This is a genomic window from Acidobacteriota bacterium (genome assembly GCA_016712445.1).
Lineage (GTDB): Bacteria > Pseudomonadota > Alphaproteobacteria > Caulobacterales > Hyphomonadaceae > Hyphomonas.
This window is the reverse complement of the sequence record JADJRB010000004.1, coordinates 1-24,373: the sequence shown is the minus strand read 5'-3', so window position 1 is coordinate 24,373 and position 24,373 is coordinate 1. Positions and strand designations below refer to the sequence as shown.

Annotated in this window: 27 protein-coding genes and 1 tRNA gene; 3 read left to right on the top strand and 25 right to left on the bottom strand. The window is 66.7% G+C overall.

All coding sequences use genetic code 11. From position 1 onward, the window contains the following. Positions 1 to 72 precede the first annotated feature (72 nt). The 10 genes from IPK75_17800 to IPK75_17755 all read right to left on the bottom strand — a co-directional run bounded on the left by IPK75_17800 (position 73) and on the right by IPK75_17755 (position 5,540). Positions 73 to 282 (bottom strand): hypothetical protein, encoded by a 210-nt coding sequence (locus IPK75_17800; protein MBK8200203.1) that lies wholly within the window; start codon positions 280 to 282, stop codon positions 73 to 75. Next, positions 283 to 813 carry a hypothetical protein gene (locus IPK75_17795; protein ID MBK8200202.1) on the bottom strand — a complete coding sequence of 177 codons (531 nt, stop codon included), beginning with the start codon at positions 811 to 813 and terminating at the stop codon, positions 283 to 285. Next, the gene (locus tag IPK75_17790) at positions 810 to 2,075 is read right to left on the bottom strand and encodes a hypothetical protein (GenBank protein MBK8200201.1); all 1,266 of its coding nucleotides are present in this window, start codon (positions 2,073 to 2,075) and stop codon (positions 810 to 812) included. The genes IPK75_17795 and IPK75_17790 overlap by 4 nt, the downstream gene beginning before the upstream one ends. 12 nt (positions 2,076 to 2,087) lie before the next feature. Further along, complete coding sequence (locus IPK75_17785) at positions 2,088 to 2,681, bottom strand: hypothetical protein (GenBank protein MBK8200200.1); 594 nt, start codon at positions 2,679 to 2,681, stop codon at positions 2,088 to 2,090. A 109-nt stretch (positions 2,682 to 2,790) separates the two neighbouring features. After that, a complete protein-coding gene (locus IPK75_17780) occupies positions 2,791 to 3,117 on the bottom strand; it encodes a hypothetical protein (GenBank protein MBK8200199.1) in 327 nt (108 codons plus the stop codon). 287 nt (positions 3,118 to 3,404) lie between these two features. Continuing rightward, positions 3,405 to 3,671: a hypothetical protein gene (locus IPK75_17775; GenBank protein ID MBK8200198.1), complete on the bottom strand. Its 267-nt coding sequence runs from the start codon at positions 3,669 to 3,671 to the stop codon at positions 3,405 to 3,407. Beyond that, complete coding sequence (locus IPK75_17770) at positions 3,668 to 4,423, bottom strand: N-acetylmuramoyl-L-alanine amidase (GenBank protein ID MBK8200197.1); 756 nt, start codon at positions 4,421 to 4,423, stop codon at positions 3,668 to 3,670. Before IPK75_17770 ends, IPK75_17775 begins: the two co-directional genes overlap by 4 nt. Continuing rightward, positions 4,420 to 4,764 (bottom strand): hypothetical protein, encoded by a 345-nt coding sequence (locus IPK75_17765; protein MBK8200196.1) that lies wholly within the window; start codon positions 4,762 to 4,764, stop codon positions 4,420 to 4,422. Before IPK75_17765 ends, IPK75_17770 begins: the two co-directional genes overlap by 4 nt. Before the next feature lie 439 nt (positions 4,765 to 5,203). Next, positions 5,204 to 5,278 (bottom strand) — tRNA-Met (locus IPK75_17760). A gap of 4 nt (positions 5,279 to 5,282) precedes the next feature. After that, positions 5,283 to 5,540 carry a hypothetical protein gene (locus IPK75_17755; GenBank protein ID MBK8200195.1) on the bottom strand — a complete coding sequence of 86 codons (258 nt, stop codon included), beginning with the start codon at positions 5,538 to 5,540 and terminating at the stop codon, positions 5,283 to 5,285. Between the two features lie 316 nt (positions 5,541 to 5,856). Between IPK75_17755 and IPK75_17750 the strand changes: the two genes are divergently transcribed. Further along, on the top strand, positions 5,857 to 6,162 hold the full coding sequence (locus IPK75_17750; protein ID MBK8200194.1) for a hypothetical protein: 306 nt from the start codon (positions 5,857 to 5,859) through the stop codon (positions 6,160 to 6,162). A gap of 1 nt (position 6,163) precedes the next feature. Here IPK75_17750 and IPK75_17745 read toward each other — a convergent pair whose 3' ends face one another. The 15 genes from IPK75_17745 to IPK75_17675 all read right to left on the bottom strand — a co-directional run bounded on the left by IPK75_17745 (position 6,164) and on the right by IPK75_17675 (position 18,676). Then, the gene (locus IPK75_17745) at positions 6,164 to 7,057 is read right to left on the bottom strand and encodes a tyrosine-type recombinase/integrase (protein ID MBK8200193.1); all 894 of its coding nucleotides are present in this window, start codon (positions 7,055 to 7,057) and stop codon (positions 6,164 to 6,166) included. A 175-nt stretch (positions 7,058 to 7,232) separates the two neighbouring features. Continuing rightward, positions 7,233 to 7,535 carry a hypothetical protein gene (locus IPK75_17740; GenBank protein MBK8200192.1) on the bottom strand — a complete coding sequence of 101 codons (303 nt, stop codon included), beginning with the start codon at positions 7,533 to 7,535 and terminating at the stop codon, positions 7,233 to 7,235. An 81-nt stretch (positions 7,536 to 7,616) separates the two neighbouring features. Next, complete coding sequence (locus IPK75_17735; protein MBK8200191.1) at positions 7,617 to 7,814, bottom strand: hypothetical protein; 198 nt, start codon at positions 7,812 to 7,814, stop codon at positions 7,617 to 7,619. 309 nt (positions 7,815 to 8,123) lie between these two features. Continuing rightward, a complete protein-coding gene (locus IPK75_17730; protein MBK8200190.1) occupies positions 8,124 to 8,756 on the bottom strand; it encodes a hypothetical protein in 633 nt (210 codons plus the stop codon). A gap of 64 nt (positions 8,757 to 8,820) precedes the next feature. Continuing rightward, positions 8,821 to 9,675 carry a hypothetical protein gene (locus IPK75_17725; protein MBK8200189.1) on the bottom strand — a complete coding sequence of 285 codons (855 nt, stop codon included), beginning with the start codon at positions 9,673 to 9,675 and terminating at the stop codon, positions 8,821 to 8,823. Positions 9,676 to 9,749: 74 nt separating this feature from the next. Beyond that, positions 9,750 to 10,010 carry a hypothetical protein gene (locus tag IPK75_17720; protein ID MBK8200188.1) on the bottom strand — a complete coding sequence of 87 codons (261 nt, stop codon included), beginning with the start codon at positions 10,008 to 10,010 and terminating at the stop codon, positions 9,750 to 9,752. 90 nt (positions 10,011 to 10,100) lie between these two features. Further along, positions 10,101 to 10,376, bottom strand: coding sequence for a hypothetical protein (locus IPK75_17715; GenBank protein ID MBK8200187.1), 276 nt, complete (start codon positions 10,374 to 10,376; stop codon positions 10,101 to 10,103). 182 nt (positions 10,377 to 10,558) lie between these two features. Then, positions 10,559 to 10,771: a hypothetical protein gene (locus tag IPK75_17710; protein ID MBK8200186.1), complete on the bottom strand. Its 213-nt coding sequence runs from the start codon at positions 10,769 to 10,771 to the stop codon at positions 10,559 to 10,561. Further along, complete coding sequence (locus IPK75_17705) at positions 10,771 to 11,229, bottom strand: hypothetical protein (GenBank protein MBK8200185.1); 459 nt, start codon at positions 11,227 to 11,229, stop codon at positions 10,771 to 10,773. The genes IPK75_17710 and IPK75_17705 overlap by 1 nt, the downstream gene beginning before the upstream one ends. Before the next feature lie 8 nt (positions 11,230 to 11,237). Then, a complete protein-coding gene (locus IPK75_17700) occupies positions 11,238 to 11,783 on the bottom strand; it encodes a single-stranded DNA-binding protein (protein MBK8200184.1) in 546 nt (181 codons plus the stop codon). Between the two features lie 41 nt (positions 11,784 to 11,824). Further along, positions 11,825 to 12,148: a hypothetical protein gene (locus tag IPK75_17695; protein ID MBK8200183.1), complete on the bottom strand. Its 324-nt coding sequence runs from the start codon at positions 12,146 to 12,148 to the stop codon at positions 11,825 to 11,827. Between the two features lie 63 nt (positions 12,149 to 12,211). Further along, positions 12,212 to 12,451 (bottom strand): hypothetical protein, encoded by a 240-nt coding sequence (locus IPK75_17690; protein MBK8200182.1) that lies wholly within the window; start codon positions 12,449 to 12,451, stop codon positions 12,212 to 12,214. Between the two features lie 384 nt (positions 12,452 to 12,835). Next, the gene (locus tag IPK75_17685; protein MBK8200181.1) at positions 12,836 to 13,342 is read right to left on the bottom strand and encodes a hypothetical protein; all 507 of its coding nucleotides are present in this window, start codon (positions 13,340 to 13,342) and stop codon (positions 12,836 to 12,838) included. A gap of 2 nt (positions 13,343 to 13,344) precedes the next feature. Beyond that, entirely contained in the window at positions 13,345 to 14,136 is a 792-nt protein-coding gene (locus IPK75_17680) for a hypothetical protein (GenBank protein MBK8200180.1), read from the bottom strand. Positions 14,137 to 18,526: 4,390 nt separating this feature from the next. Beyond that, positions 18,527 to 18,676 (bottom strand): hypothetical protein, encoded by a 150-nt coding sequence (locus tag IPK75_17675; GenBank protein MBK8200179.1) that lies wholly within the window; start codon positions 18,674 to 18,676, stop codon positions 18,527 to 18,529. 4,851 nt (positions 18,677 to 23,527) lie between these two features. Here IPK75_17675 and IPK75_17670 point away from each other — a divergent pair. Next, positions 23,528 to 23,683, top strand: a complete 156-nt coding sequence (locus IPK75_17670; protein MBK8200178.1) for a hypothetical protein — start codon at positions 23,528 to 23,530, stop codon at positions 23,681 to 23,683. A 372-nt stretch (positions 23,684 to 24,055) separates the two neighbouring features. Further along, positions 24,056 to 24,373 (top strand): hypothetical protein (locus tag IPK75_17665; GenBank protein ID MBK8200177.1); only part of this gene is annotated, 318 nt, incomplete at its 3' end.

Sequence of the window (24,373 nt, the reverse complement as noted above, 5' to 3'; positions counted from 1 at the left end):
GTCGGATCGGCCTGCGTCTGGTGCTGCCAGTAGCATGCCGCTGCGCCCAGGAGGAGGAGCAGCAGGATGGCGCTAGTCGTCATAGGCCAGCAGCAGGGTATCCCCCTGCCCCGTTGTGTAGGCGATCAGCTTGCCGCCCACCAGCGCGAGCACCTGTGAAGGCGTGAGCAGCAAGAGCTCGGTGTGGCCGGGTGGGCCAAACGCCCGCACAGCGGCGGCGGTCGGCTCGAGCGTCGCATCCGGGCGCTCCGCAGGATAGGTCTCGCGCGCAGAGTGGGGCATTTAGCAGTCCTGTATGCTGAGTTCGATCGTCCGGTCGTCTTCCTGCCCCCCCACACTCGTCAGGTGGCAGGTGGCGTACGCGGTCGTGCCCGCCACGCCCGCCGTCACGCGCACGGTTGCGGCGGTGGTCGACCCACTGATTGCGCAGCCGGACGCAGACCACGCGTAGCTGCTGATCGGTTCCCCAAACAGCGCATCGGCGTTGATGGCGCATGCAATGAGTGCGGCCGGATCTTTGACCGTGCTGAGCACCGTCATCCGTGGCACAATCGCGATCTGAAAGGACTGCCGATCAATCTGGCCGTCGGCCAACGTCACCGTGCAGCGCACGAGATAGATCTGATCAAGCGTGCCGCCCGCGAGCCGGATCGACGCAGCACTCGGCGTGAAGCTTGTCGCGACCGTCGTCAGTCCGGCAGGTACGGACCAGGCTACGCTGGCGATTGCATTGCCCGGATAGGCGGCGCCCCAGTCGATGGTATAGTCGCGCTTCGCCGTCGCGGTTTTGGGATAGGTCGGAAACACGCTCATGCGCCACGAACCTCGCGGGCGACGCGCATGCGGAGCGGGTCGGCCGGAACACTGGCCGTGCGGCGACCGGCGGGGACGTGCAGCGTCAGCGCGGCGGTCGGTGAGAGCACGATCACCAGCATCACCAGCGCGGCTTCGCTCAGCGTGCCGCTGTCGGTGCGGCTGAGTCCGGCCGCGAGTGCGACCGCTTCGGCGAGCGCGCCACTGTCGGCGCGGGCCTGGGCGATGATCGCCACCTCGGTCAAGGTGCCGCTGTCGCTGCGGCTGAGCGCGGCGGCCAGGGCTGCCGCGTCACTCAGGGCGCCGCTGTCGGCGCCGGGAACGCTGGCCGCGAGCGCGGCCGCGTCGCTCAAGGTGCCGGCTTCGGTGCGCTGGAGCAGCGTGCCGAGATCCGCCACGCTCGCCGCGTCGCTGAAGCTGCCGGCGTCCACCACGCTAATCGTGACCGTGACACTCGACGCATCGGCCAGCGCGCCGCTATCGGTGCGGCTGGGCGCCACGCCCAGGCTGGCGGCCTCACTCAGCGCGCCGCTGTCGGTGCCGCTGGGCGCCACGCCCAGGCTGGCGGCCTCACTCAGCGCGCCGCTGTCGGTGCCGCTCTTCGCGACCACCGCCAGCACCAACACCTCGACCGCGCCCTGAATCCAGTCGATCGCGGATGCCAGCGTGCCATCAATCGTGACACTCGACGCGCTCGCAACGTCCTGGTACTCGGTCGAGAGCGAGGTGACATCGCCCGCCGTGCCGGCCGTCACATTGAGCGCGATCGCCGTCTCGCCGGTTCCTGTGCTGTATGCCTGCGTGCGGTGGGTCGCGCCGCCGTAGACCCGGCTGTTCGGGGCCGTGGTCGTAAGCGCGACGCTCGGCGTACTCGTGTCGCTGGCCCCGGTGTTCGCGATGGCGCTGGCGCCGATCGCGCCTGCACCATTGGCGCCGCTCGTATCCGCGCCGCTGATACGGTGCGCTTGGATGACGGCGGCGGTGGCTGTGCCCGAGAGCGTGGCGGTAATCGCGCCGGCCGATGGACTGGCCGCCATACCACGCCAGAGCGAGAGCGTACACTGGTTCTGCGGCGACTCGGTGTCGCTCAGCACCTGCACGAAGGTGATGCCGTTGCCCGCGACCGACGCGGCGGTCACTCCTGAGCGGCAGGCGACCCACACCAGAATGCAATCATTTGCGGCGGGTGTCCAGCTCGCGGTCGCCACGCTGTTCGCGGCGGTCGCGGTGCCGGAAACGGTCTCGCTCGTGGCGATCGCCATGGCGGGTCTCCGCTAGGCGAGGGTCAGCGTGACCGTGAGCGCCCAGGTCGTGCCGCTCGCCTTGGTTCCCAGCGACTCCACCTTGCGGTTGAGCATGCGCCCGCCGGCCGCGCCGTTAAAAATCGCCCACTCTTGCCATGCGAAGTTGGCGTCAGCGCTGCCGAACGTGCTTTTGAACACAATCGAGGCGGCGCCCGACGTGGTCGCGTCGGTGTGCTGCGGGTAGGTCGCGTCCTGCGCCTTGCGCAGCTTGTTGGTCGCGGCCTGCAGGTCGGTCTGGGTCGCGGCGGCCGCAGTGGTCGAGTCGCCGACCCCGATGGTCGCGTTCGCGTTGTTGAAGAACGTCAGCGTCTGCCCGGCGGTACCGGTGCCGTTGCCGATCAGGCACTGCCACAGGCACGACACGCCGCCGTACATCAGCAGATTGCCCTCGCGCACGATCGTCTCGTAGGGCGCGGGGGCCAGACCTGCCGCGATCTGCGCGGGAGTCCAGTCGCCGTGGTATTTGTCAACGCGCCATGTGGCGCGCCAGCGAATAACGTCGTGCATGCCGGCGGCGGCGGCCAGCGCGGCGGCCTCGTCGAGGTGGCCCTGTTCCTGGGTCATGAGGCGTCCTTTGTCGTCAGGCGTGCGGCGATGCGCAGCGCCAACCAAAACGGAAAGTAGAGCGCGAGCAGCCACCACGCGGGGTCGCGCCAGCGCGGCGTCGGGCGCATCAGAGCGCGGTCGGGTTGCTCGCGCGGCCGCGCGGCGTGCGCCGGCCGCGCGGCCGCTGCGCGGCCAGCGCCCGGCGGCGGGCCTGGCCCGGCCTGGGCGTGCCCCGCCCGGCGTCGCGGTAGCGCGGCTGCCACGGCCAGATGACGCCGGCGAGCTGCTTGGCGCCGAGCATGGCGACTATCCGCATGGCATAGAGCCGCCACTGCAGCAATTGATCGCCGTCCGCGTCCTTCGGGATCGTGCGCAGCACCTGGCGCAACCGCCAGAGATAGACGGCACGCGCGTGGCGCCATGCGCGATCCGTGCGGGGATTCTGGGGATTCATCCATCCTCCTCGGGGGGCGAATCGGCGGCCGCCGCACGCGCCGACACGACCAAGCAGGCCCATACAACCAGCGCATTAGCGGCGAGCAGTGCGACACTGAGCCAGAGCAGCGGCGTCAACGACCACCTCCTGGCGGCGCGCAAAGACCGCACGCCAGCGCACATCGCGCGCGCACACGCGGCACCAGAGCATCAGCACGCCGGCCTGCCGCCAGATAACGGTCGATGCGGTGCGGCACACCGGGCAGATCAGGATCGGCGTTGCGGATCGGTTGGCAGATCGGGGCCTCATCCGCCATGGGCCCACTCCAGCGCCTGCACGCGCTCGCGCAGGGCACGGATCTCCTGCTCGCGGACGCGCAGGGCATGCAGCAGCACATCCACCAGCATGGATTGCACGGTCAGGCGCGCCGAAAGCCCGGTCAGTTCCTGCGGCGCGGGCCGCGCGCAGTGCGGACAGTCCTGGTTCGGCGGCAGCGGGTGACACACCGGGCACTGCGCGCCGATGAACCACAGGCGGTGTTGGGCGCAGCCGCGGTAACGGCGATCGATCATGGCGCCTCCAGCACACTCATGTGCATGAAGCCAACCTGGCTTGCAAGGTGTACCCAGCGCGGATCGCTGGAGCCAGCCGGCGGCGTGCCATGGACAATGGCGTCGGCCACGACCATCGCTCCGCGCGGGAGCCGGGCGGTGCCGTGCAGCGCAACCCGATACTGCTGGCCCGCCCCTTCACGAATCAGCGCCACGTCCGCCGCGACGCGGTAGGTGGCCGCGCCCGCAAGCGCGCCGCGCCACTGCTCGAGCAGGCGGGTCAGGATCGGGCCGGGGCAGCTCTTCTGCGGCTTGCCGTCGCTCCGTGGCCACTCGCGGTGGCCCTTGATCGCGTGGCGGCTGGCCCAGCCGTAGCGGCTGATCAGCGTCTCGAACAGCGCGGTAGTGGCCGCCCACTGCGCCGGCGTCGGCTGCTGGGCGCCGCCGATCGGGATGTGGATCGCTACATGGTGCATGTTGCCGATGTGATTTGCGCAGTGCCACAGCATGGCGTGGTCATCGCGCAGGATGGCGATCGTCCCATCGGGCAGCGCCGCATAGGTATATTGGATCCCATCGGCGTGCAGCCCGTTGGGCCGCATGTGGTAACGCGCGTCGGCCTGGAGCTGCCGAATGCATGCGTCCACGTCGGCCGCGCCGGCCACGGGCGGGCCATTGAAATGCAGCGTGCCGCCATGCGGATCGCCCGCGCGCCGACCGATTGTCCAGTCCGCACGATCGAGGTGCGGGCGCAGATCGCGGTACGGAATCATCGACTCACCAGGAGATAGATGACCAGTAAAAAAGAGGTCAGGCTCAGCACGAGCGCAATGGTGCTGAGAATCAGCACCTGCGTGATCCGCGCGACCTGCGTGGCCAGCATCGCAAATTCATAGCGAGATACGGGATCGTGCGGCATGGCCTCGTCCTGATTCCACGGCGGTACATCCGGCGACTCGTCCTTGTCCGCCAACGCAGCCTCGAGTTCGGCGATCTCGACCAAGACGCTCGGCGGAGTCTCGCTGCCCTGGCGCGCCGCGCGCCGGCGCAGCTGGCCAAGGCGGCGCCGCTGCTCGGCCGCGACCTGCAGCGCGTCTTCCGGACTGATCGCCATGGCGGATGCTCCACCGCGCCCAGGTACGCACGTACGGCATAGTGCCGGAGGGCCGCAGCAGGGCGGCGTGAGTGCGGCTGGGCGCGGATCTCACAACAAACGGGCGAGCCAATGCACCCGTGGGGTGAATCAGCCCGCCCGTTGGTCGGTACGGATCTCAGTTGTCAGGGTTCGGGCGCCTGCCCCACGGCGCGACCGTGGCTCGGCCCCAGCGATTGCGGACGGTATAAGCGGTCAAACCATGTGCGAGTGTTCTGCCGTCAGTGCGCTCCGGCTTGTGCCATCATCGCGCCACCCGCGCAGCCCAGCGCAATCACCGAAAAACAGGCGCCCCGCGCGCATTGTGGGCATTGGTCGGCGGTGGGAGTCTGCGATCCTCCGATCGCCGTCAGGTTGGGCCGGTTACACTGTCCGGCTCGCCGTCTGAGCGGCGATGCACTGGTCGCGGGAGACAGACTCGAACTGTCGACCTTCGGGTTATGAGCCCGACGAGCTACCCCTGCTCCATCCCGCTCTGTCTAGCACCGCGGCAGCTTGGTGATTTTCGCGATGTCGAGCTTTCCGCCGGCGCTGATAAACTCGAGCGTGTCACCGCGCTGCATGCCATAGTTCGCCGTCAGGCGCGCAATGAAGTGCGCGATCGGCTCGTTGGGCAGCTGCCGGACGGTAATCACGGTCGCCAGCTCGTGCAGCTCGCCGGTCGCGCCCAGCTCGAAGCGCGCATGGCCCCAGCCGTACCCGTTGAGTTCATTGATCCGCTCGACCGGGTCTGTCATGGAGCCACCTACACAAACACGCGATCGTAGTTCTCGGGTGGAGAACGCCGATCGCGCGTGGTTCGCTGCGATGAGGTATGGTGATCTGACCGCTGAATTCTATCACACCCACCACGCCCTACGCAATGGCTTTTCCTAGTACTGTAAACCATTTTTCGTCTAGTACCTGCTATGACCGGGCGTAGCGAGGCCATCTTCACAAGAGAGAACGCCTGTGCGCAGCAAAACGATACGGCACTGTCACGCGCCGCGCCCAGCGCGCACTGGCTTGCGGCGCATGGTACACTGGTGGCAGGCCACGCGAGAGGAGAGCGGCATGCCACCAGTGAACCCCGACACCCCAGCCCTACCATTGCACGACATCCCCATCCCGATCGCCATTGAGATCTTGACCCGGCTCTTTGCGCTCGAAGCGCGCCTGCCTGAGGCCATTGAGCTAACACGGCTGTATGCCACGCTGGACGCGCAGGCGCGCGCCATAACAGCGCTGACAACTGAGGTTGCTAAGCTGCGTCTAGCGATGGAGTCGCAGCAGCGCACGCTGCATGCCGCGGTCGCGCTGCAGCTCTCCGACCCTGCCGCCCCGCTGCATATCCGCGAGGTCGGCGCACCACGAGCCTAGCCTAGATCGGCAGATAGCGCGCGCTGGAGTCGCTCGGCCGCGCGTGCGCGTAGGCGCTGGTGGTCTCAAGCGACGCGTGGCCCACCGTCGCTTTGACCAGGTGCGCCGGCGCGCCGCGATCGAGCGCATGGCTAATGTGGGCGTGGCGCATCCAGTGGGGGCTGACGCCGTCGGGCAGTCCTGCGCGCACGGCGGCGGCCTTCACGACACCCCAAATCCACGAGCGCGCCAGCGGTTTGCCGGTGCGGCTCCGAACGATCGGCGCGTCAGGGCTGGCGTCGGCCGGGCGACTGCTGCTGAGCACCTGCCAGGTTGCGCGGCTCAGCAGCACCACGCGCGTGACCCCGCCCTTGCCCAGCAGGGTGAGCTGGCCGGCGTCGCCATTGGCGACCGCGTCGCGCCAGGTTAGGCCACACAGCTCCGACACGCGGCCGCCGGTCGCGTAGAGCATGCGGATGATGAGCTGCTTCTGCACGTCAGGCTCGGCTGCGATCATGCGCAGCACCTGCTCCTCGCTTAAGATCCGCGCGGCCAGTGTGTTCTTGGTCTTGGCCACCTCGAGCGCGGCCCCGACGTTGTACTGGCAGTAGCCGGTCTTCTGCGCAAATGTCAGCAGGCTTTTGACCGCCGATAAGATCGCCTTCTGGCTGTTCGGCGCCATGTCCGCCAATGTCTCGGCGAAATCGAGCAGCTCGCGCAGCGTAAGCCGGGGCAGGGCCGTCGTGTTCGCCGCCATCCACGCGCACAGTCGATCGGCCACGCGCCGATACTGCGCACGGGTTTTCGCGCTCTTCCGATGGCTATCAATCCAGAGCTGGATCAGCTCGGCGTCGCCACTGTCGGCGACAACCATCGGGGCTGCGGCGGCGATCGAGGTGCGGACACGGTCGGTCATGATCGGCTCCTGAGAGGGCAATTCGGGCGAAAACCTGGAACGAAGTATAGTACATAAGTCGGGTTTTGTTCAAGTCCCCTGCCTCCATGGGCTAAAGTACTACGGCACACATGAGGGGGTGTACCGGTGGCACAGGGGCGCCCCGACGGGTGAGGCCGGGGCGGGGCGGGAGAAACTAGAAACGATATTCGCGCGCCCGCATAATCGCCTGTTTTAGATCAATGCCTGGCAGACCGGGGCGGCGGCGCACCTCGATCTGGGCATTGCGATAGCCCAGTAGCGAAATGAGCCCCCTGTTATCGCCAGGGGCCATGCTGCCCCCCAGCGTGGAGAGTAGCACCCACGCATCGGCGTCCCAGTCCTCGGGGACACCGAGGAATTCGGCTCGCGCCGCTGACACACATATCGGCTCAAGCCCGCCGCTTCGATATGTGCGGCGCTCTGCTTCGGCTTCGGCCTTCGTAGGAAATAGTTGCATGATTTGCTCCCTTCTGCCGCCCAGATGGCGGCTGATCTTTAACAACGCTGCCACCTACGCAGGCGGCAGCTCATTACATATTTATATTAGCTGCACACTGTCGAAATGCGCGCGAAGCTCCGCTTCACGCTGCTCGGCGTCTGCTTGCGAGGCGAATGGCCCCTCCACATCGCCGAGATCCTGCCATATCCCATCGTCATTTAATCGCTCAGAGTCGAGAACGAAGACGTGACACTCGCCACGAGGGGCATCCACCGCTACGAAATAAACGATCCCCATGATTGTGCTCCTTCTGCCGCACGATGGCGGCGGCTATGCCAGAAACCAGCGCCAACCACCACCGCTGGAATCGTACGTTCGTACCACCTTGTCCGCTTGTTCTGCGACCAGCGGCACCTCGCTCCGCCCCATCGTCGCACCGATACCAGCCCTGCGGCATTTTGGGTCGTTCACCGCGCTGGCGATCGAGGTACATCGTCAGCGCGGCCCCATCCAGATGATGCGGGCCGTCTTCCCAACCCTCCACGCGACAGCGCGCGCAGAGCGTGAGCCGCGTCTGCACGGCCGCCCCGCATTGCGGACATCCCATCATCCGTCATCCTCGCCCAGCTCCGCCAGCCGAGCAGCAATGTGCCGCTCGACCTCGACGCGACTGAGTACCCACGCGCCACGCGTCGCCCCATCCGGCGTGGGATTACGATAGCGCTGGAGTTCGCCGCGCTCGACCATCCTGCGCACACGGGACTCCAGCGCTTTCGCAATCTCACGCGACTCGACCCCACCTGGCGCGTGCGAAGTCAGGCCCGCCGCGACCAGCAATCGGCCGGCGTCCATAAAGCTGATGAGATCGTCGCCGCGCTGCCAGGCCATGACGATCGCCACCAGCTCGCCAATCGGCGTTGCAAAATATGCGTCGTCGATTGTGTACTGGCTCAGCAGCGGTGGGCCGGCCGTAATCTCAACAACGCCCTGCACCGTGTCGGCGATCTCGGCCAGCTGCTGCGCGCTGGCAATCTCGCGCAGCAGCTGGCCATTCGCCACGCGGCAGAGCAGCCCGATCTCCTCGCGGAGCGGGCTTGACTGACGGGACTGCCACACTTGTAGGCTATAGGCCGGATTGGCCTCGGGCTCGCTCGCCCAGAAAAGGCGCATGTGAACTGACTGTAGGTGGGTCGCCATCTGCACGACAACCCACTCCGTGATCTGCTGCGCGTCGAACATGGTGTGGCGCCTCCGGTATGCGTGGGGGGCGACGGAGCACGCCGCCCCCCACGCGGATTGAACTCTATATGAACCGTATCAGGTCGTACTTGCCGAGATAGCCGTGAATGACCACGGCCTCGCCCGGCTCCTCCTCCTCGTAGTCGATCCCCGGCATGGCCGTGATCCAGACTACTTCCCCGCCCACGCGGGCGGCCTCGTCCAGCGCGGCTTCGCTCGGCCCGCTGCGTGCCTTCCAGTTCCCCCTATCGTCGAAGTCGACGATGTAGCCGGGGTGTTCGCGCGCCGCGCGCTCGAACACGTAGAGGCGCTGGCAGTCATAGTCGCCTTCGACGCACTTGCGCAGCCGGGGGCTGCCGTATTCCAGCGCCCACACTTTTCGCTCGGCCAGGCGCGCTTGCTTCTCGGCCTCTTTGGCAGCGGCCTCCCGGTCGCGCTGCGCCTCAATCCTGCGCGCGATCTCGTCCGCGTGCGCAACCGCCTCGGCGTGGGCCGCGATCCACTCCTGGCGGCGCGGCGAGCGCTTGTACATGCTCGTGTTGAGCATGCCCGGCCGATGCGGCTCGCGCCACGCGCGGAACGCGGCGATCGCCTCTTCGATGCGCTCGGACTCGGCCGCGTCCACACGCGCCCGCCCGGCGGCGCGGGCGTCGCGGTAGGCGGCGAGCAGCTCGGTCGCATTGGCGGCTGGCGACTCCAGCCGCAGCCACGCCGCTGCCGGCTGCCAGCCACCCCACTCCTCGAATTGGAGGTGCGCCGCGCCGCTCGGGATCGCCCCGAGCTCGGCCAGCAGCGCGCGTTCCTCCTGGCTCAGGTCGGCCGGGTCGATCTCCAGTGACTGCACTTGGCCGGGATCCCGGCCAATCTCGACGAAGAGGCGTTTCCGTGCGTCGTCCGACAGGTGATAGATCAGCTTCACGGTGACTCCTTGCGGCACTCGCCGCCTATGCCCACCGCGCCACTCGGCGCGATCAAGGCCCGAAAACGGGGAAGCTACCATTCCAGCCCATGCTTTGCCAGTGCCTCGCGCACTCGCGCCTCGAACGCGATGCGATTCGCGCGCTCGCGCGCCACGAACGCTTGCCCGCTTTCGTGTAGACGGCGGCTGCTGCTCCCGGCCTCGTAGACCAGATCGATCGGCGTCTTTCCCGCCGGGCTCGGGTCGCCGAGCACTTCAGCGAACAGCATCGCCAACTCGTTGCCGCTGATTAGCATGTTCTTCTCGCGCCAGTCGTACAGGTATGCTGCTTTCATGGTTCCCTCCTCTCGCCGCGCCACTCGGCGCGGTGCTACCGACTCGACGGTGGTGCGAGGCGGTAGCGAGCCGCCTCGCACCACGACTAGCTACTTGATGCCGAGCGCCTTCTTCAGGGCGCGAATATCCTTCCTGACACCATCCTTGTAGATAGCGACTGACTTATAGACGTTGTTGCAGCTCTCGTCGTACGAAAACTCGACCGTGACGCCTGCGGCCGCCAGCGCTTCGGCGTGGCGATTGAGGAACTGCTGCACTTCAGCGGCGTGGCGGGCCTCGTTTGAGCGGCGCGCGCTGGCCGAGGAGCCTGGGCGCCAGAAGTAGGTGTTCGCGGTGAGGATGCTGGGGATCTCGATGGTCGTCATTGGAGTTCCTTTCCGGGGCACTTGCCCCGCTGCTGGTGCGACTCGCCACTCGGTTCGCCGCATTTCATATGTCCACGAGGACTAGTATACACTAGTCTTCGTGGACTGTCAAGGGGTTTTCGCGGGTATTTCGGGCGGATTCTTGTGCGAAGAATCCGCCGCGATCCGACAGCGCCACACGATCACGCATCCCCTTCCTGTCCCACCCAAAACGTATTCGCGCGGACGTAGCCGACCGCGCGGATCGTCACGCCAGGAACCTCGACCAGGTCGGCCGCGTTAACCAATACGACGGTCGGCCGTACCTGGAAGCGCGCCATGTAGGCGGCAATTGCCTCCGCGATCTTAATCCCCGTCGTCTTCTTAGGATTGTCGTCGAACCAGGCGAGAAACATCACGCCTCCTGTGCTGCCAGCCATGCGCGGGCGGTCGCATAGCTAGCCATTCGCCCGCCGTGGGCACCGTCAGCAAAATAGCGCCTGGTGGTGGCGGCATAGGCGAGCCAGCCGCACATGCGCGCATACTCGGCGCGCACCACCCGCACCGTCTGCCCGCGTCGTGGGGGCCGTGGGCCAACCGCCGCGCGAGTACACTCGCGCCACGCGACGGCCGCCTCCAGCGCACCGAGCGGCCCACCATACGCGCGATCGGCAAACTGCCGATGCAGCTCGCCGCCGGCCGTGTAGACCCGTGCGCGCCAGGCATGCTCGCCGCCGGCCGCGCCGTGGGTATCAATCCGGGTGATGCCCCGCCGATCGGCGAGCCGATCGCGCAGCATCTCCGCTGATACCTGCGCCTCGTCGGAGCCACCCCACTGTGCGGCCTCGTCGGGTGTACATTTCCGTGCCCGCATACCCCCTCCTAGAATGGCAGATCCTCATCTGCAAACGCCTTGACGGCGCCTGCGCTCGATTTCCGCACGCCGGGGACATGGCGCGTGGCCGGCGGACGGGTCTGCGCCGGCGCGGCCCCACGGGTGGGGAACAGCACGTCGTCGTCGCCTGGCTCCGCATCGGGAATCCCAGGGTCGGCACTATCCGGCCCCTGGGGCGGCGTGCCGCCGCCGATCTCGCGCCGACTGTCGAGCATGATCATGTCGCCGGCCACCACCTCGGTGCTGTAGCGATCCTGGCCTGTTGCGTCCTGCCACTTGCGCGTTTGCAGCCGGCCCTCGACATAGACCCGACTGCCCTTGGTCAGGTACTGGGTGCAGGTCTCCCCCAGCTTGTCCCAGGCCACCACGCGGAACCACTCCGTGTCCTCGTGCTGATTGCCGCCGGCGTCGCGCCAGCTCCGGCCGCTGGCCACGCGGAATGAGCAGATCGCCTGCCCGCCTTGCGTATACCGCAGCTCGGGGTCGGCCCCAAGCCGCCCGATGATCATCACCTTGTTTAGATCCTTCGCCATAGGTTCTCTCCTATGTGATGTCTACAATTGTGGACATCACATTATCGTGCGTCCGCCGGCAGCTGCCGCCGCCAGTCGGCGCGCCAGCCGAACGGAACCTCCGAGACGGCCGCGCCAATCAGCGCGCGCCACACCATCCACGCCGCCAACACCAGATCCTCGCTCGTCGCCGTCTGGGCGAACAGATGGGCCGCGAACGACTCGTAGCCCACGCGCGGCGTATTGAACGCGAACCAGCAGCCGGGATCGGAGTCCCCCTCCGCAATCCCGAAGATCAGGTACTCCCGGACGAATCCACGTCCAGGAGACCGGGCGAACATCACCCGATACGACGAGCCGTCCCCCGGCTCGAACTGGAAATACATACGCCCTCCATGTGTCACTTGTGGGCATGCCGGAGCATGCCACGTATCACCACCAGGCACCCCCTAATCCCGCCGCCGGAACAGCCATGCCAGCGTCGCTGGCGGCCCCCCAGGAATATCCCAGAGCGGCTCCTGCGCCTGCGGGTCAAAGCCTACAAGCACGATGCGCCCGTCGAGCGCATCGTGCAGCAAGCCGACATTGGCAAGGATGCGTTCGGCCCACGCCCCGATCGCGGCACGATCGGCCGGGCTGACCTGCGCACTGATCGCGGCGAGGAGCGCCGCGCCTTGATCAGGAGTCATGGCGTCGCTGCAGCCCGCTCGCGCTCATGGCGTGCCTCCAGTGCGAGCGAGTGGCCGTAGTCTGACAGCGCATCGGCCAGATCGGATATATCCTCGTTACCCTTGCGCTCGGCCCACTGGACGCCGCCTTTGAAGCAGGCGACCACCGCATTGACCAGCGGCCCCCCCCCCCCCCCCCCCCCCCCCCCCCCCTCGCCGCCCCCCCCCCCCCCCGGTCGATCAGCGTCTGCCCCCCGTTGTTACCGATGGAGAACTTTTCGACAATTCCTTGTTCCCCGTTGTTCATCGTCCCTCCTTTCCCCCTCGCCCGCGCCCCGCCCCGCGGCGCGCTGACGCCCCCCGGCTACTGCGCCAAGATATACAGCGCGTCCGATACCACGAAACTCATCGCCGTTTGCGTGCGCGATCGGCGGCGTCCACATCGCCCAGCGCGCCGGCGCACTGCCGGCGGTAGCTGGCGGCGAGCTGGGTAGCGTTCCCGCCAACCAGTGCCGCCCGCCGGCGCCACGTCCACTCTGGTGTCGCGCGCACCAGGTCGGCGAGCGCGATCCGGCGGCGCAGCGCCGCCATAAGCTGATCGGCGCGGGTCTGCCGGCGCGCGGCTATCTGCCGGAGGCATATCCGATAGAGCGTACTGTCTGGCTGCGCATGATACCGCGCCAACGCGTAGGCGCTGGCACAGCTGCGGCAGCGCGCATCTCGACCATGCTCGGCCGTGGAACGCAGCGTCTCGCAGCGCGAGCAGTATCGATGCGTACCGATGTGCGTGGCGCAGAAATAGCTCGTCGCGCGATTAGCCAGATCGCGCGTGCCGCACACCAGGCAGCGCCGCTGCTGCAGGCGCCGGCGCCACTGCTGGCGCGGCGCCTCTTCGACGGGAGTCTCCCACATCGCTAGGCCTCCCGCGGTGGCTCGTCGCCGGCCGCGATCTGGGCACTGGCCGCAATCGACCAGCGCACCGTGTCGGCGACCATGCCCTCGACCAGCCCGACCCATTCACGCCTGATCCAGTGGCTGCGAATGTACGCTTTGGTGATCGGCGCGGGAATGACCGCGACCGGCGGCGTAATCGCTTTGGTCTGTCCGCCACTGCCGCGCGTAACCTCCTGGCCAGGGCCGAGCGGGATGCTGCAGGCGTAGAACGGCGGCTGGAGCGGCGGCTGCCCACCGAGCGTGCGAAAGGCATCGACGGCATCCAGTACCTCGTACTGGCGGGTGAGCGCGGCGATCAGATCGCCGGTCAGGGTGCTCTTGGCCGTGATGAGTAATGGCTCGTAAAACCCCACTTGGAGCAGCTCGGCCAGGAAGCCGCGAAAGCGCATGACCGACTGCTGCCGGCCGCCGTCGAGCGTGCGCCAGCCGAAGGCGATGCCGTAGCGCTCGTCGGTGTGCTGCATCTCGCCGATCGATTGCACACCCTCGGTAATCACAAACAGGTCGGCCGTCTCGACTGCCCAATGCGTGACCATCGTGCCGCTGCCATGCTTGATCGTGACCTGGCTAAATCCGGCCGCGCCCATGGCGTCGTCGAGCGCGGCGTGCGTGCCGACCTCGACCAGCCAGCCGGCGTAGATCCGCCGTTCGTTCGTCTGGAGGCCGGTGGCCCACTGGAGTAGTGGATCGGTCACGCGCGGCGCTGGGCGCCGCGCCGGGCCGCGCCGGAAGGTGATGGTATCGTCTGCCATATTCCTCCTCCGGTGGCCCACGGCGCAGCACCGTGGGCCACCGCTACAGTTACCGCGAGCGCGGCCGATCGTATGGCCGTGGGCCAGCCCCACCGTGGGCCAGCCGCACGTATTCGGCATCCCACTGCTCGAGCGGCTCATGCACCCTGAATGACCGCATTGCGCATTCGGGGCTGTCTACCAATGGCAGACGGGCGGTGTAGGCCGACAGCGCCTCGTCCACACTGTCGGCAACCAGGAATGATCCCTTGATAAACACGGCCACACACCCTGCGCGGCCGGCGACCAGATCGCGCCGACATATGACATGCCAGCTAGAGACGGTTCCTCCTCCCGCGTTGACCGCGCTCCCCGAGAGGCTGGCGCGGCCCCGCGCTTCGTACGGGAGCAGAAATACATGCACCATGTTGTGTCCTTCTTTCTGCCCTATCGCGGCAATCTCCTGCCGCGATAGGGCGCGTGGTTCCCTGCGCGGTGCGGCGCCTCGTGCAGCGCGGCCGCGCGTTTGGCTAGTCGCGCCCGCCGATCGGCGCGCTGGTCGGTGCGTCGCTCGGTGGTGGCGGTGGCGGGGGCGGGGGTGGGCCACCGACCGGGCCACCGCCGATCGGAGCGCTCTCCAAATAGCATAGCATTCCATACCTCCTGATGGTTCGCCGCGCGGTGCCGAGGCCTCGCTCGGGGTGGTGGGTGCGACCACCGCGCAGCGCGTCAATGATCTAGGCCGTGCGCTGCCCGTCCGGGGCAAGCAGGCTCGCGGCCGTGGCGAGCGCCTTCGACCATCCATAGCCCTTCGTGCGCATCAACATTTGCGCATACGCCAGCACGCGCTCGCCGTGCGGCCGGCCGCTGGGCGCCGGAGTTGTGGGGCGGCTGCTCGCGCATCTACGCGGCCTCCACGGCGCGCCCACGGGCGCGCGTGATGCGGTACCGATCGGCGCCTCCCGCCGTGCCGCCTCGCTGGGCGGCACGGTGGCAGGCTCGATCCTTGCGCCGCCGCCAGGCGCAGCGCCGCCGCCTCGATCGCCACCTGGCGCTGGCCAACAGCGCACGCACACGAGCGGGTCGTGGATCAAAGACGGCGAACACGCCACGCCGGTAAGGTCGCAGCAGAGTCAGTCGGCGGGCGGGAGTGGCACGGGCGCCTCGTACAGCAGCAGCAACTCCCGATCGGGGTCGGTCGGCTGCCGGTGTTACCCCCGATATCGATGTGGACATTGGCTGCCTCCACCCGAAACGGCCACCACAGCCGCCCCGCCTGCACCACCTAGAACCAGTCGCCGACATCCTGTGCGATACAGGCGCGCGCCTGTGCCAGCCGCGCGCCAAGCGCACTGGCACCGCGCTGCTCGTCGGCCAGAGACGGATCGTCGCAAAAATCCGCGTGCGGCACTCGAACAGCGACGGCAGGTCATCGATGCCAGCATCGCCAGCTCTTCGGCGCGCTCAAATCCCTGCGATCAGCGCGCCGTGCCAGTGGAAGGCCGTCGCCTTGCACGACGGCCTACTTACCCACACGCCGCCCGCGCAGCGCTTTGTCGCCAGATCGTGGCTCCGCCCTGACTTCCCGACAGGATGAGCCGATCGCCCGCAGCACCTGCGAGGCCAAGGATGCCCTTTCCCAGTAGAACAAGGCCCCTTAAGTATAAGCGGTTAAAATGCTTCAGCAAATAGGTGTTAACCATAGCTGGGTCAGGGTCACCTGCGCGTCATTCGCGGTAATCGCGAAGCCAGAGGCGCGCGATCTCTCTGACCTGTTGCGCCCGCTCTTCCAGCGCCGCGACCACCGACTGCACACGTCTCAAACAATGGCTGTGAAATCTCCTTGCTGATGGTTTGGTGGGAGGTCTGATTCACCTCCCCTGCCGTAGCTTCTCCACCGGGGGCTGCCGTCAGCTTTACTGTGCCCGCCGCGCCATGTCCTCGAACTTGATCTGCTCGGCCTCTTCGGCCCGTCGCGCCGTAGCCGATGATCTCACCATCGAAGTACACTGCGAAGTCCCGATCCGCCCGATTGAACTTGACTGCGGCATTTGTGTATTCCTTTCCTGGCCCTTCGTGTTCGCTTATAGGTACATTATACTACTAAATATGTACGTGTCAAGTCCCAATTTGAGATATATAGCGGCCAATTTTGGGGCTTGACACGTACGTAAGGTGTATCGTTCATATAAACGATACTCATCAGAGGAGCATAGTGGCGAAAATCGTGTGTCCAAGGCGCTGCAACTACGCCTGGAACGTCAGGCTAAGCTGGGGAGAAAAAATCACCCGGATCAAGTTGCAGAACAGGCGGGAGATCGAGCGCAAGGCATTAGCGCGCCTTGAGCGTGGGAGCACGGGAAGCGGTTCGATGAGGAAAATTCTGTATAAACTGTGCGTGTAACCTATGGGGTGGGTGTGGAGGGATATCTTGGAATATGATCGATGGGATTACTTATGGGTGGCTGTGGGGGCGAGAGTCAAGTCGCACCACGGCTACCTATAGGTGTTGTCGGGCATAACACCCCGACACGATACTATGTGCCTTCGCGGATCGTCACTCAGTACGCAGCGAATAGCATCACCATGCCCGGCCACGTCGCCTCTGCGTAACACAGCGTTGCCATCGCCGGGCTTTTTGATCGTCTTTCGCCGCCCATCCACCACGATCGCGGCGAGGTCTGTGTCAGGCGCAAACGCCTTGACAACATCACGGATCTGAACCGTCCCGTTGGGATGTTGGGCGCCATCTGCGCCGACTCTCGTAGCTCAGCGCCATCTGCGCTGAGCTGGACCGCTGCGCGGATGCGCGGAGGCGTGGGGTGTCCGTGGTGGATCGGTTTCCGCCGGGCACGCTATGGCCCCGCGCATCGACGAGGACTGCTGCGACGTGCGCATAGTGTCTACGGATCGACCATGCCCCGCGTGGCTGCGCGTCCGATCCGTTGGACGCTGTGAACGCCACGCGATCGACGACGCCTCGATAGTGTTCGCTCACTATCACGGCACAGTGGCAATCCACATGTCAAAAGCGGCTGCAACAAGATCTTTAGCCCGGGTCAGCGGATCGTCTCGCCGGATTGGCCCAAGGTCGGCGTAGTGCTCCGTCCCTTTGGCCGTGCCATTTAAGGCGTAGAGTTGTGCCGTCCGCATCGAACACTAGTTCGCGCCCGATGACTCAACGCACCGCAGCCGGATCGCGTCAACCGTGAGCGGCCACTGCGCACCCAGATCGGCCTTGAACATCACGCCCCGTTCGCGTACCACGGTTGACGTGGCTGGGATCGCCGTAGGCGGCGCGGGCGCGGCGCTCGGCGCACTCGTCGGTTCAGGTGCTGCCGTGGCCGCGCTGGTCGACTCTGCCGCAACAGCCGGTACGCGGGATGCTGGGGGTTAGCGGTGCTGCCGTTCGTGGCTGGCAGTACAGCCCCGATCAGGGGTCGCTCCGCAGCAGCTCCGCACAAACGCCCCGACGACGACCGCGATCTTGCCTTCGGCGGCCGCTGCCAGGTGCGAATGATGCCACGCCGGATCGCGGCAGGATGGGTTGGAGCCGTTTCCATACATCCTCCAGTGCGGGCGGGTACCGTCCCACGACAGGGAACGCACACTATGTTCTTTATGGCCGCGCCGAGCGAAAACGCACGGTGCGTTGATCAGCCCCTCAAACGTGCTCGTGTTGGCCCGTGGTTGGGGGCGCCAAGGTCAATCAAATCCTCCACGAGGGGTCATCATACTGCTCTCGGGTATTGCGCCTATGCCGATGCCACAACACGATGCGGCAAATCCAAGCCACAGCTCTTTATACCGTATGCAAATACGCAAGCCCGCGTGGCGCGTTGAAGTCGAATTGACACTAATTCGCGATGTCGCGCGTACGCACTGGTCGCCGGTGCTGGACTTGAACCAGTGACCTGGCGATTATGAGTCTGCGGCGGGATCGGCCTGGTGGAGTGCGCGGGCGTGGGATCGGCTCGGAGGAATTACCGGGGCGCTCGTGCGGGTAGCATGGTCGTGCGGACATCGCCATACCCATCAGGTCGGCGATCTCCGGATCGCCGCGCCGCCATCGAGGCATCAGGTGGGCGAACACATGCCGTCCGGCGTGGATCGGAGCGCCCGGTGGGAGCGTGACGCCGGCCTTCCGCGCCAGACGCAATCTGCGCGCAGCGCCATCGTCCGAGACGCCTGGCCATTGTTGTGGGCGCTGGTGCCGCGCAGCCTGCGCCCGCGTCCGGCCCACGCCGCACGGCGAGATAGGCATCCAGCGCCGTGGCGGACGCAGCGCCCAGTAGACCCAGCGCTTTTTCCGACCTTTCCCACAATCCGGGCACGGCGGCGCGCGCAGTCGGTGTCGGCATCGATGCCCGGGCGACACAGCTCGTCGAGGCACCATCACCGCTCTCGTGAATCAGCCCAGATCATCGCGCGGCACCGCCCGCCCATCCTCATCGTCGCCGGCTGCCGCGCACCGCGCGGTCACGGTGGCCGCGTCCCAGTACGCGCGATCCTGGATCTCACGATCGCCCGGCGATGGCAGCCAGCTCTGCTGCAACCACACGCGCCACTCCGGCGCAAAGATCGCCGACTCAACGCGAAGAGCATAGGCGCGCGGATGATGTTGCGGGCACTCCGCACGGCATTCGGCGAGAGGCCGCGCCGCGCGACTGCCGGCCGGCGGGGGTTGGTGCTGTGCGGCACATGCTCGATGAGCAGGTAGCGCACATACTCCGCAGCTCGACCAGCGTCACGGCGGTAGGCTCCATCGATGCGGTCGCGTCGCGCGCGCCAGTCCCGCCACGCATGCGGCGCGGCGCGGTGGCGGGCGATGGTTGCGGGCGATCGGCGCTTGGGCGTGCGATCGTCGAAAGCGATCGATCGCTGTGGTCAATTCGTCACCAATAGCTCCGTTCCGTCCTGGACTGCGCCCATGAGTCCCATAAGAAAACAGTCGTCTCGAGACTTTCATCAGCAGGAAGGAGGTGCGCCCCAACTTGACACACGGGAGTAGCGAGAAACAGCGACGCCCGCATTGCTGCATCGGGATCAGCAATGCGGGCGTCTCATGGATGCGGCGCGCGAGCAGGTGACGCGCGTGCGCCGCAGCAGCACTGGCATAGGAGACAATCATCGTTCGTCAAACTGCCATTCTGTCCCGGCACGGGCGTGCTACGCCCGACCTGGCGATCTGCTTCTGTTCCGCTGGCTGCCCGATGCGCGCATCATGCCACATCTCGGCGCGCGCTCGACTCGTTCGCCCCCGGTGCCGGGCTTCGCCGCCGGGGTGCGCGGTGCGCCCGGCGACACCCGCGCACTCGGCCTCGTGTGGTGCCCTCGCCACGTCGCGCAGGCGGCTGGGCCGCGATCGACGGGGCGATCGGCCCAACGAGCTCACGCCGTGGGCGGGGCACCTCCATCTCGAGGGGGGCTGGACGCCCCTCGTCGGCCAGCCATATCACGCTGGTCGGGCTTGCCAATCAGGCGCCGCCGGATTGGCTGCTCGCCCCTGCTCGTGCCGACGCGGCAGGGGCGCTCGTGACGCCCAGCATTGACATGACGACGGTGCGACTGCCGCCCAGCTCAAGGCCCGCGTCGCTCAGGGCGCTGCTGCGCGACCCGCCGGGAGGCGCAGGCGCGGCAGTGGGAGGCGGAGACGGCGCGCAACGACCACCTGAACGGCCTGGTCATTAAGGCCCGGGCGTTCGTTGTGGTCGGGTCGTCCCTTCCGGCCGGATAGCCATAAGCGCCCATCGTCATTCGCAAACCCACGGGTCGTCGTTCGGGCCGACATCATTGTCCCGCAGGCGCGCTGTATCGCGATCCGGGATGCGCTCGCCACTATGGTCGCCGCAGCAGGCAGCGGCATTTACGGCGGACGCGGCCGCTGCAACCACGTGCGGCGACCTGCGCGTCATCGCCGCAGCCTGTCGAGACTCATTCCGCTACCGTCTGCCTGAGTCACGCCGCCGGGTGCCTGCTCCGGCGGCAAGAACCTATGGACATCGTCTTTCTCAAGCCGCCGGCGATCGACCCGGCCGTCTGGCGGCCCGACACATCCCGCTCATTGTGCTCGAACGCACCGCCAGCAAAGAACAGCTGTGTGTGTCTGGATCGCGGTTCGCTGGCTCATCGGCGGCGTTCCCCGCGAAAAGGGTTTCGGCACGCGCAAAATCGCGGCGCGCGCCAAGGAGACCAAAAATACATTGCGCGCTGGTGCGACGATCTCATGATCTCGGTCTCATGTTGTCTGGCCGGCGAAGAGAGGCATCCGCTGGCTTCGCGCAGTCGCGACCGATCTGCACCATCGACCTGCGGACGCTCGACCAGCAATCCGCGCGATCGCGCTGGATGTTCTGCAGTGGGGCGCGCCGATCGTACTACACGCCGCCTAACGGTCAGCTCGATTTTTGACCCCGCACTGATCCCCCGAAGGATCGGACCCCATCCCCCAGGGGATCAGACTCACTCCCCTGCGGCATCACATCACGAGGATCCCCCAGGGATCGAGCCCCGATCCCCCAGGGATCAGATCACTCATCCCCCAGGGATCAGACCAATCCCCCAGGGATCAGATCACTGATCCCCAGGGATCACATGGAGGAGCATGGAGGGGGAGGAGGAGATCATGCGCACGCGCGCAGATCGTCAGCCGGCAATACCCGCCTGCGGGGGGCATGGGTATTGCCTGGCCACATCCATTCGACTTGTGGGCGGATGCATGTGATGCGCCTTTGCCAGTTGCGCATCTGGCTGCTCGCAAGCGGGCACCAGCACCGCCACCCACGCTGCGGTTGTGGTACTGGGTCGGCCGGGCAATCCTGGCCGGCAGCATGACGAACCGTTAACTCCGTTGCGAAGGTACGAAACATCCTCAACCGTTGGCGCGTGGAGGGCGCATATGGGAAGTGACATCAGCTATGGACGCAGCCCCAAGCCCCGATCCGCTGGTGTGGATCGACGGAGTGCCGATGCGGGGGCGGGTGGTGGCGGAGCGTCCGCGCGGCCGCCGCAGACCGCAGCCCCGACCGGGGAGCGTGGCTGTCTCGGAGGTCGCACTGGGTGGGGTGCTCAGCGCGCCGCCCGCGCCCTGCACAGAGCCGGCACACATTCCGCCACCGGCCCGCACTGCCCTGATTGTGGCGGTGCCGGCTACTGCAGGCCGTCCCCTACGGGGACGCCCGCACTTTGCCCAGATCTTCCCTTGCCGCTGTAAGATCGCTGCGCGTAATCGGTGGGCCGGATGCGCCGGCGCGATCAACACCTGGTTTGGCTGCACAGGGATGAGCAAACTGGCCGAAGTCGCCTTCACCGATCGAGATACCGGCCGAGTATACGCCAAGAACGGCGACGGCTGCGGCGTGCCGCGACATCGCACAGCGCTATGCAACAGAGCCGCGCGGCTGGCTGTACCTCGTGCAGGCCGGCCGGCGTGGCCAAGTCGCACTTGGCTGCGGCTGTTTACCGATGGTCCACTACGCGTTGGCAGGATGGCGCGTGGCCTATGCGACAGTCGCGCAACTGCTGTAGGGTGTTCGTGCGCCCAGTGGCTTCCGCGACAATTCGGCCGACGAACGCGTGCAGGCGCTCATGCTGGTGGATCTGCTGATGCTGGACTGATCTTGGCACGGGTATCACGCGCCGGGCAGGATGGACGACTCGACCACGCAAATGCCACGCTGTTCCACGAGATCCTGGACGCGCGCTGCACCTACGCGGCCGACCGTATGATACCAGCAATATGGCGCGTGCCGACCATAGGCCGCGCATGGCCAGGTTCGGATCTTTCTGGGCATGGCCCGAGCTGTCCATCTGACCTGTGCCGGGATACCGTGAGTTACTGCTGCGGCGCCGGCACAGGATAAGAAGCCTTGTGACAATCGAACAGGTGATCGCGCGGGTGGACGGGCACTTTGGCCTCTCCGGTCGCGGCACTGACCGGACGAGGCCGCACGCGCGCGATGTGGCGTTTGCGCGCCAGGTGGCGGCATGACGCCCGCGCAACACTTCCGGGCTGCACCTGTCGCAACGGCAACGGTGGCAGCCTGCTGGGCCGGGCTGGATCACTCGACCGTACGCTACAGCTGGGATCGCGTAGCGCGGTTCGGACGGACTCGACGCTGGCGACCGCTATCCGGGCGCTGTTGCCACCGACATCGCAGCCATCCGCGCGGAGCGTGCGGGCGATGCGCTGGTGGGCCGCGCAAACCCAACAAAACTATCTGGTGGTGGCGGCATGAATACCCCTGCGGGTCGTTTTCCTCGGTCTATGCCGCGCCGGCCAAAGCCACGGCCTAACGAGCTCACCGCCGCCAGACCCAGGATCGTGCGTTAACGTGCGGCTGCGGCGGCACGCGGCCTGGGCGCGCCATTCGCAAGGTGCCGTTCGCGTTGACGGACATTTCGTGGAACTCGCGACGGGACTCGCTACGCACAGAGTCATTTCCTGGACTGCCCGCACGTTCCGGGCATTGGAGTAAATAAAGGTAACGACCGTTGACGCGGCCGGGCGGGGGCGCAGGAACCACCTCCCCGCGCCGCATGGCAGCAGTATAGCAGAACAGAGGAACCACTTATGTCTACGTCTGACGACCAAGATCGTGGTGTGGCCGGGCAGGTTCAGTGTCCCGGCCGCGACCGACAATGAGGCGATCCGCCAGCAACTGCTGGCGATGGGTTCCACCGATGTGGCGGGCGCCACCGTGCAGAGGGGGCGCGCGACGGCACCGAGACGGTGAGTTCGTCAAGCGCGCGGGCACCAGGGGCTGCGCGGCGCGGATCTGGCGCCATGGCTCGCCGCCGCGCCGCTGGCCCGCACACCGTAGAACAGCACAGCCAATGGCGCCGTGCTCGACCGGCTTTCATGCGCGAGCAGATGACAATTGGCGAGGCGCTCGCTACGGAGAACGATCCGCAGTGGTCTGGGAAGAAGCCGCCGACGTTTCATGGCCCGAAAGTGAGAGGAGCTGCGCTATGCGCCCGCGTCGATCGCGTGCCCGCCATCGCGTCTACCATCCTACTCGACTGGTAGACCTCACCGCGACGCAGTGCGCATTGCCCCCTGGGGAGGCCAGCGCCTATCCGGTTGGACTGTCCGGGGCGGCGCTGATCTATGAGCAGTTCCCCGACTTTTATCACGGTCGCACGTCGACGCCATGCCGGTGACGCTCCTCCGGCTGTTGGGGTGTTGCGCAGCTTTCTGGCAACTGGTCGAACGGCGGGGGCTTCTGCTGCGCTGGCCGGGCGATGAATGTGGCGATGGACTTACGCCCTACAATCAATGAAGATACGCCCGAGGAGACGATCGGCATGTTCCACGGCCGTTAGTGCGGAGTGGATGGATGACGTGCCCACTTCATCAGGATTCCCCGCCCGCGTTCCCACGGCTACGGCGTTGCAGGCGCTGGTCGATGACGTGAGCGATATACCTACCCCGACGCGCCGCTCACGCTCTTGCTCTGGCACATGTTTCCAGCACACGCCGCTGGGGCTGAGCGTGCCGATCGCACCGATGGCTGCGTCTATCGACGAGGATCTGGCGTTCGACCTGCTGCATCAAGCCGTTGCCTAGCGATGTGCCGCTCCAGCTGTTCGGCGCGACGCTGCGGCTTGCAAGCGCCCAGGCGTACGGGGTCTCGGCCTGGGATCTCGTGGGCTTCCCTTTTTGGCAAGACCACGAATACCCTGGCAAACTACGACGAGTACGAGGTGGAGAGCGTGCCGGGCGAGGTAGACGAGGCGTTCGACTGGGGACGATCGATCGCCTGGCGCAGCAACAGCGCGCGGCCGCGCGCCTCGAAATACCGTATGCGGACCTGGTCGCGACACGTGACACAGCTCGACGCGCTACGGAACCTGGCGAGTCAGCTCCACAAGGTACGGCGTGCGGCCACGCGCATAGCTACCCAGGCGGCGCCGAAGTCCTTGATCACGCTGTAAAGCGATGCAGAAGAAGAGGCAAGTGCGGTATGAACCGAACACGCTGAAGACTGGCCCCCGCGCGCTCGACGTGGTCGTCACCGCAGGCGAGCCGCTGGCGCAGATCACGATCTACGACGATCTGACCCTCCTGACCCGGCGGCACCATGGCCGCTGGACGCGGTACCGATCACCCCCGCCGCGCTTGGCGACGTGCTGGGCAGCGCGCGCCGGCTTCGGGTCTGCTGCCGCCACTGCGCTCGGCACCGGCCGCATGCTGGAGCAGGCGTTCACCGTGGTGTATGTGCCGCCGAGCGTCCACACACTGCGCATGGAGGTCGGC

Coding starts and splice junctions, on each gene's coding strand:
- IPK75_17705 (MBK8200185.1), bottom strand. CDS start 11,229: ATGCGGGCACGGAAATGTACACCCGACGAGGCCGCACAGTGGGGTGGC.
- IPK75_17770 (MBK8200197.1), bottom strand. CDS start 4,423: ATGATTCCGTACCGCGATCTGCGCCCGCACCTCGATCGTGCGGACTGG.
- IPK75_17680 (MBK8200180.1), bottom strand. CDS start 14,136: ATGGCAGACGATACCATCACCTTCCGGCGCGGCCCGGCGCGGCGCCCA.
- IPK75_17775 (MBK8200198.1), bottom strand. CDS start 3,671: ATGATCGATCGCCGTTACCGCGGCTGCGCCCAACACCGCCTGTGGTTC.
- IPK75_17710 (MBK8200186.1), bottom strand. CDS start 10,771: ATGTTTCTCGCCTGGTTCGACGACAATCCTAAGAAGACGACGGGGATT.
- IPK75_17690 (MBK8200182.1), bottom strand. CDS start 12,451: ATGACTCCTGATCAAGGCGCGGCGCTCCTCGCCGCGATCAGTGCGCAG.
- IPK75_17685 (MBK8200181.1), bottom strand. CDS start 13,342: ATGTGGGAGACTCCCGTCGAAGAGGCGCCGCGCCAGCAGTGGCGCCGG.
- IPK75_17740 (MBK8200192.1), bottom strand. CDS start 7,535: ATGCAACTATTTCCTACGAAGGCCGAAGCCGAAGCAGAGCGCCGCACA.
- IPK75_17790 (MBK8200201.1), bottom strand. CDS start 2,075: ATGGCGATCGCCACGAGCGAGACCGTTTCCGGCACCGCGACCGCCGCG.
- IPK75_17780 (MBK8200199.1), bottom strand. CDS start 3,117: ATGAATCCCCAGAATCCCCGCACGGATCGCGCATGGCGCCACGCGCGT.
- IPK75_17750 (MBK8200194.1), top strand. CDS start 5,857: ATGCCACCAGTGAACCCCGACACCCCAGCCCTACCATTGCACGACATC.
- IPK75_17700 (MBK8200184.1), bottom strand. CDS start 11,783: ATGGCGAAGGATCTAAACAAGGTGATGATCATCGGGCGGCTTGGGGCC.
- IPK75_17765 (MBK8200196.1), bottom strand. CDS start 4,764: ATGGCGATCAGTCCGGAAGACGCGCTGCAGGTCGCGGCCGAGCAGCGG.
- IPK75_17735 (MBK8200191.1), bottom strand. CDS start 7,814: ATGGGGATCGTTTATTTCGTAGCGGTGGATGCCCCTCGTGGCGAGTGT.
- IPK75_17695 (MBK8200183.1), bottom strand. CDS start 12,148: ATGTATTTCCAGTTCGAGCCGGGGGACGGCTCGTCGTATCGGGTGATG.
- IPK75_17785 (MBK8200200.1), bottom strand. CDS start 2,681: ATGACCCAGGAACAGGGCCACCTCGACGAGGCCGCCGCGCTGGCCGCC.
- IPK75_17795 (MBK8200202.1), bottom strand. CDS start 813: ATGAGCGTGTTTCCGACCTATCCCAAAACCGCGACGGCGAAGCGCGAC.
- IPK75_17745 (MBK8200193.1), bottom strand. CDS start 7,057: ATGACCGACCGTGTCCGCACCTCGATCGCCGCCGCAGCCCCGATGGTT.
- IPK75_17720 (MBK8200188.1), bottom strand. CDS start 10,010: ATGAAAGCAGCATACCTGTACGACTGGCGCGAGAAGAACATGCTAATC.
- IPK75_17755 (MBK8200195.1), bottom strand. CDS start 5,540: ATGACAGACCCGGTCGAGCGGATCAATGAACTCAACGGGTACGGCTGG.
- IPK75_17715 (MBK8200187.1), bottom strand. CDS start 10,376: ATGACGACCATCGAGATCCCCAGCATCCTCACCGCGAACACCTACTTC.
- IPK75_17800 (MBK8200203.1), bottom strand. CDS start 282: ATGCCCCACTCTGCGCGCGAGACCTATCCTGCGGAGCGCCCGGATGCG.
- IPK75_17730 (MBK8200190.1), bottom strand. CDS start 8,756: ATGTTCGACGCGCAGCAGATCACGGAGTGGGTTGTCGTGCAGATGGCG.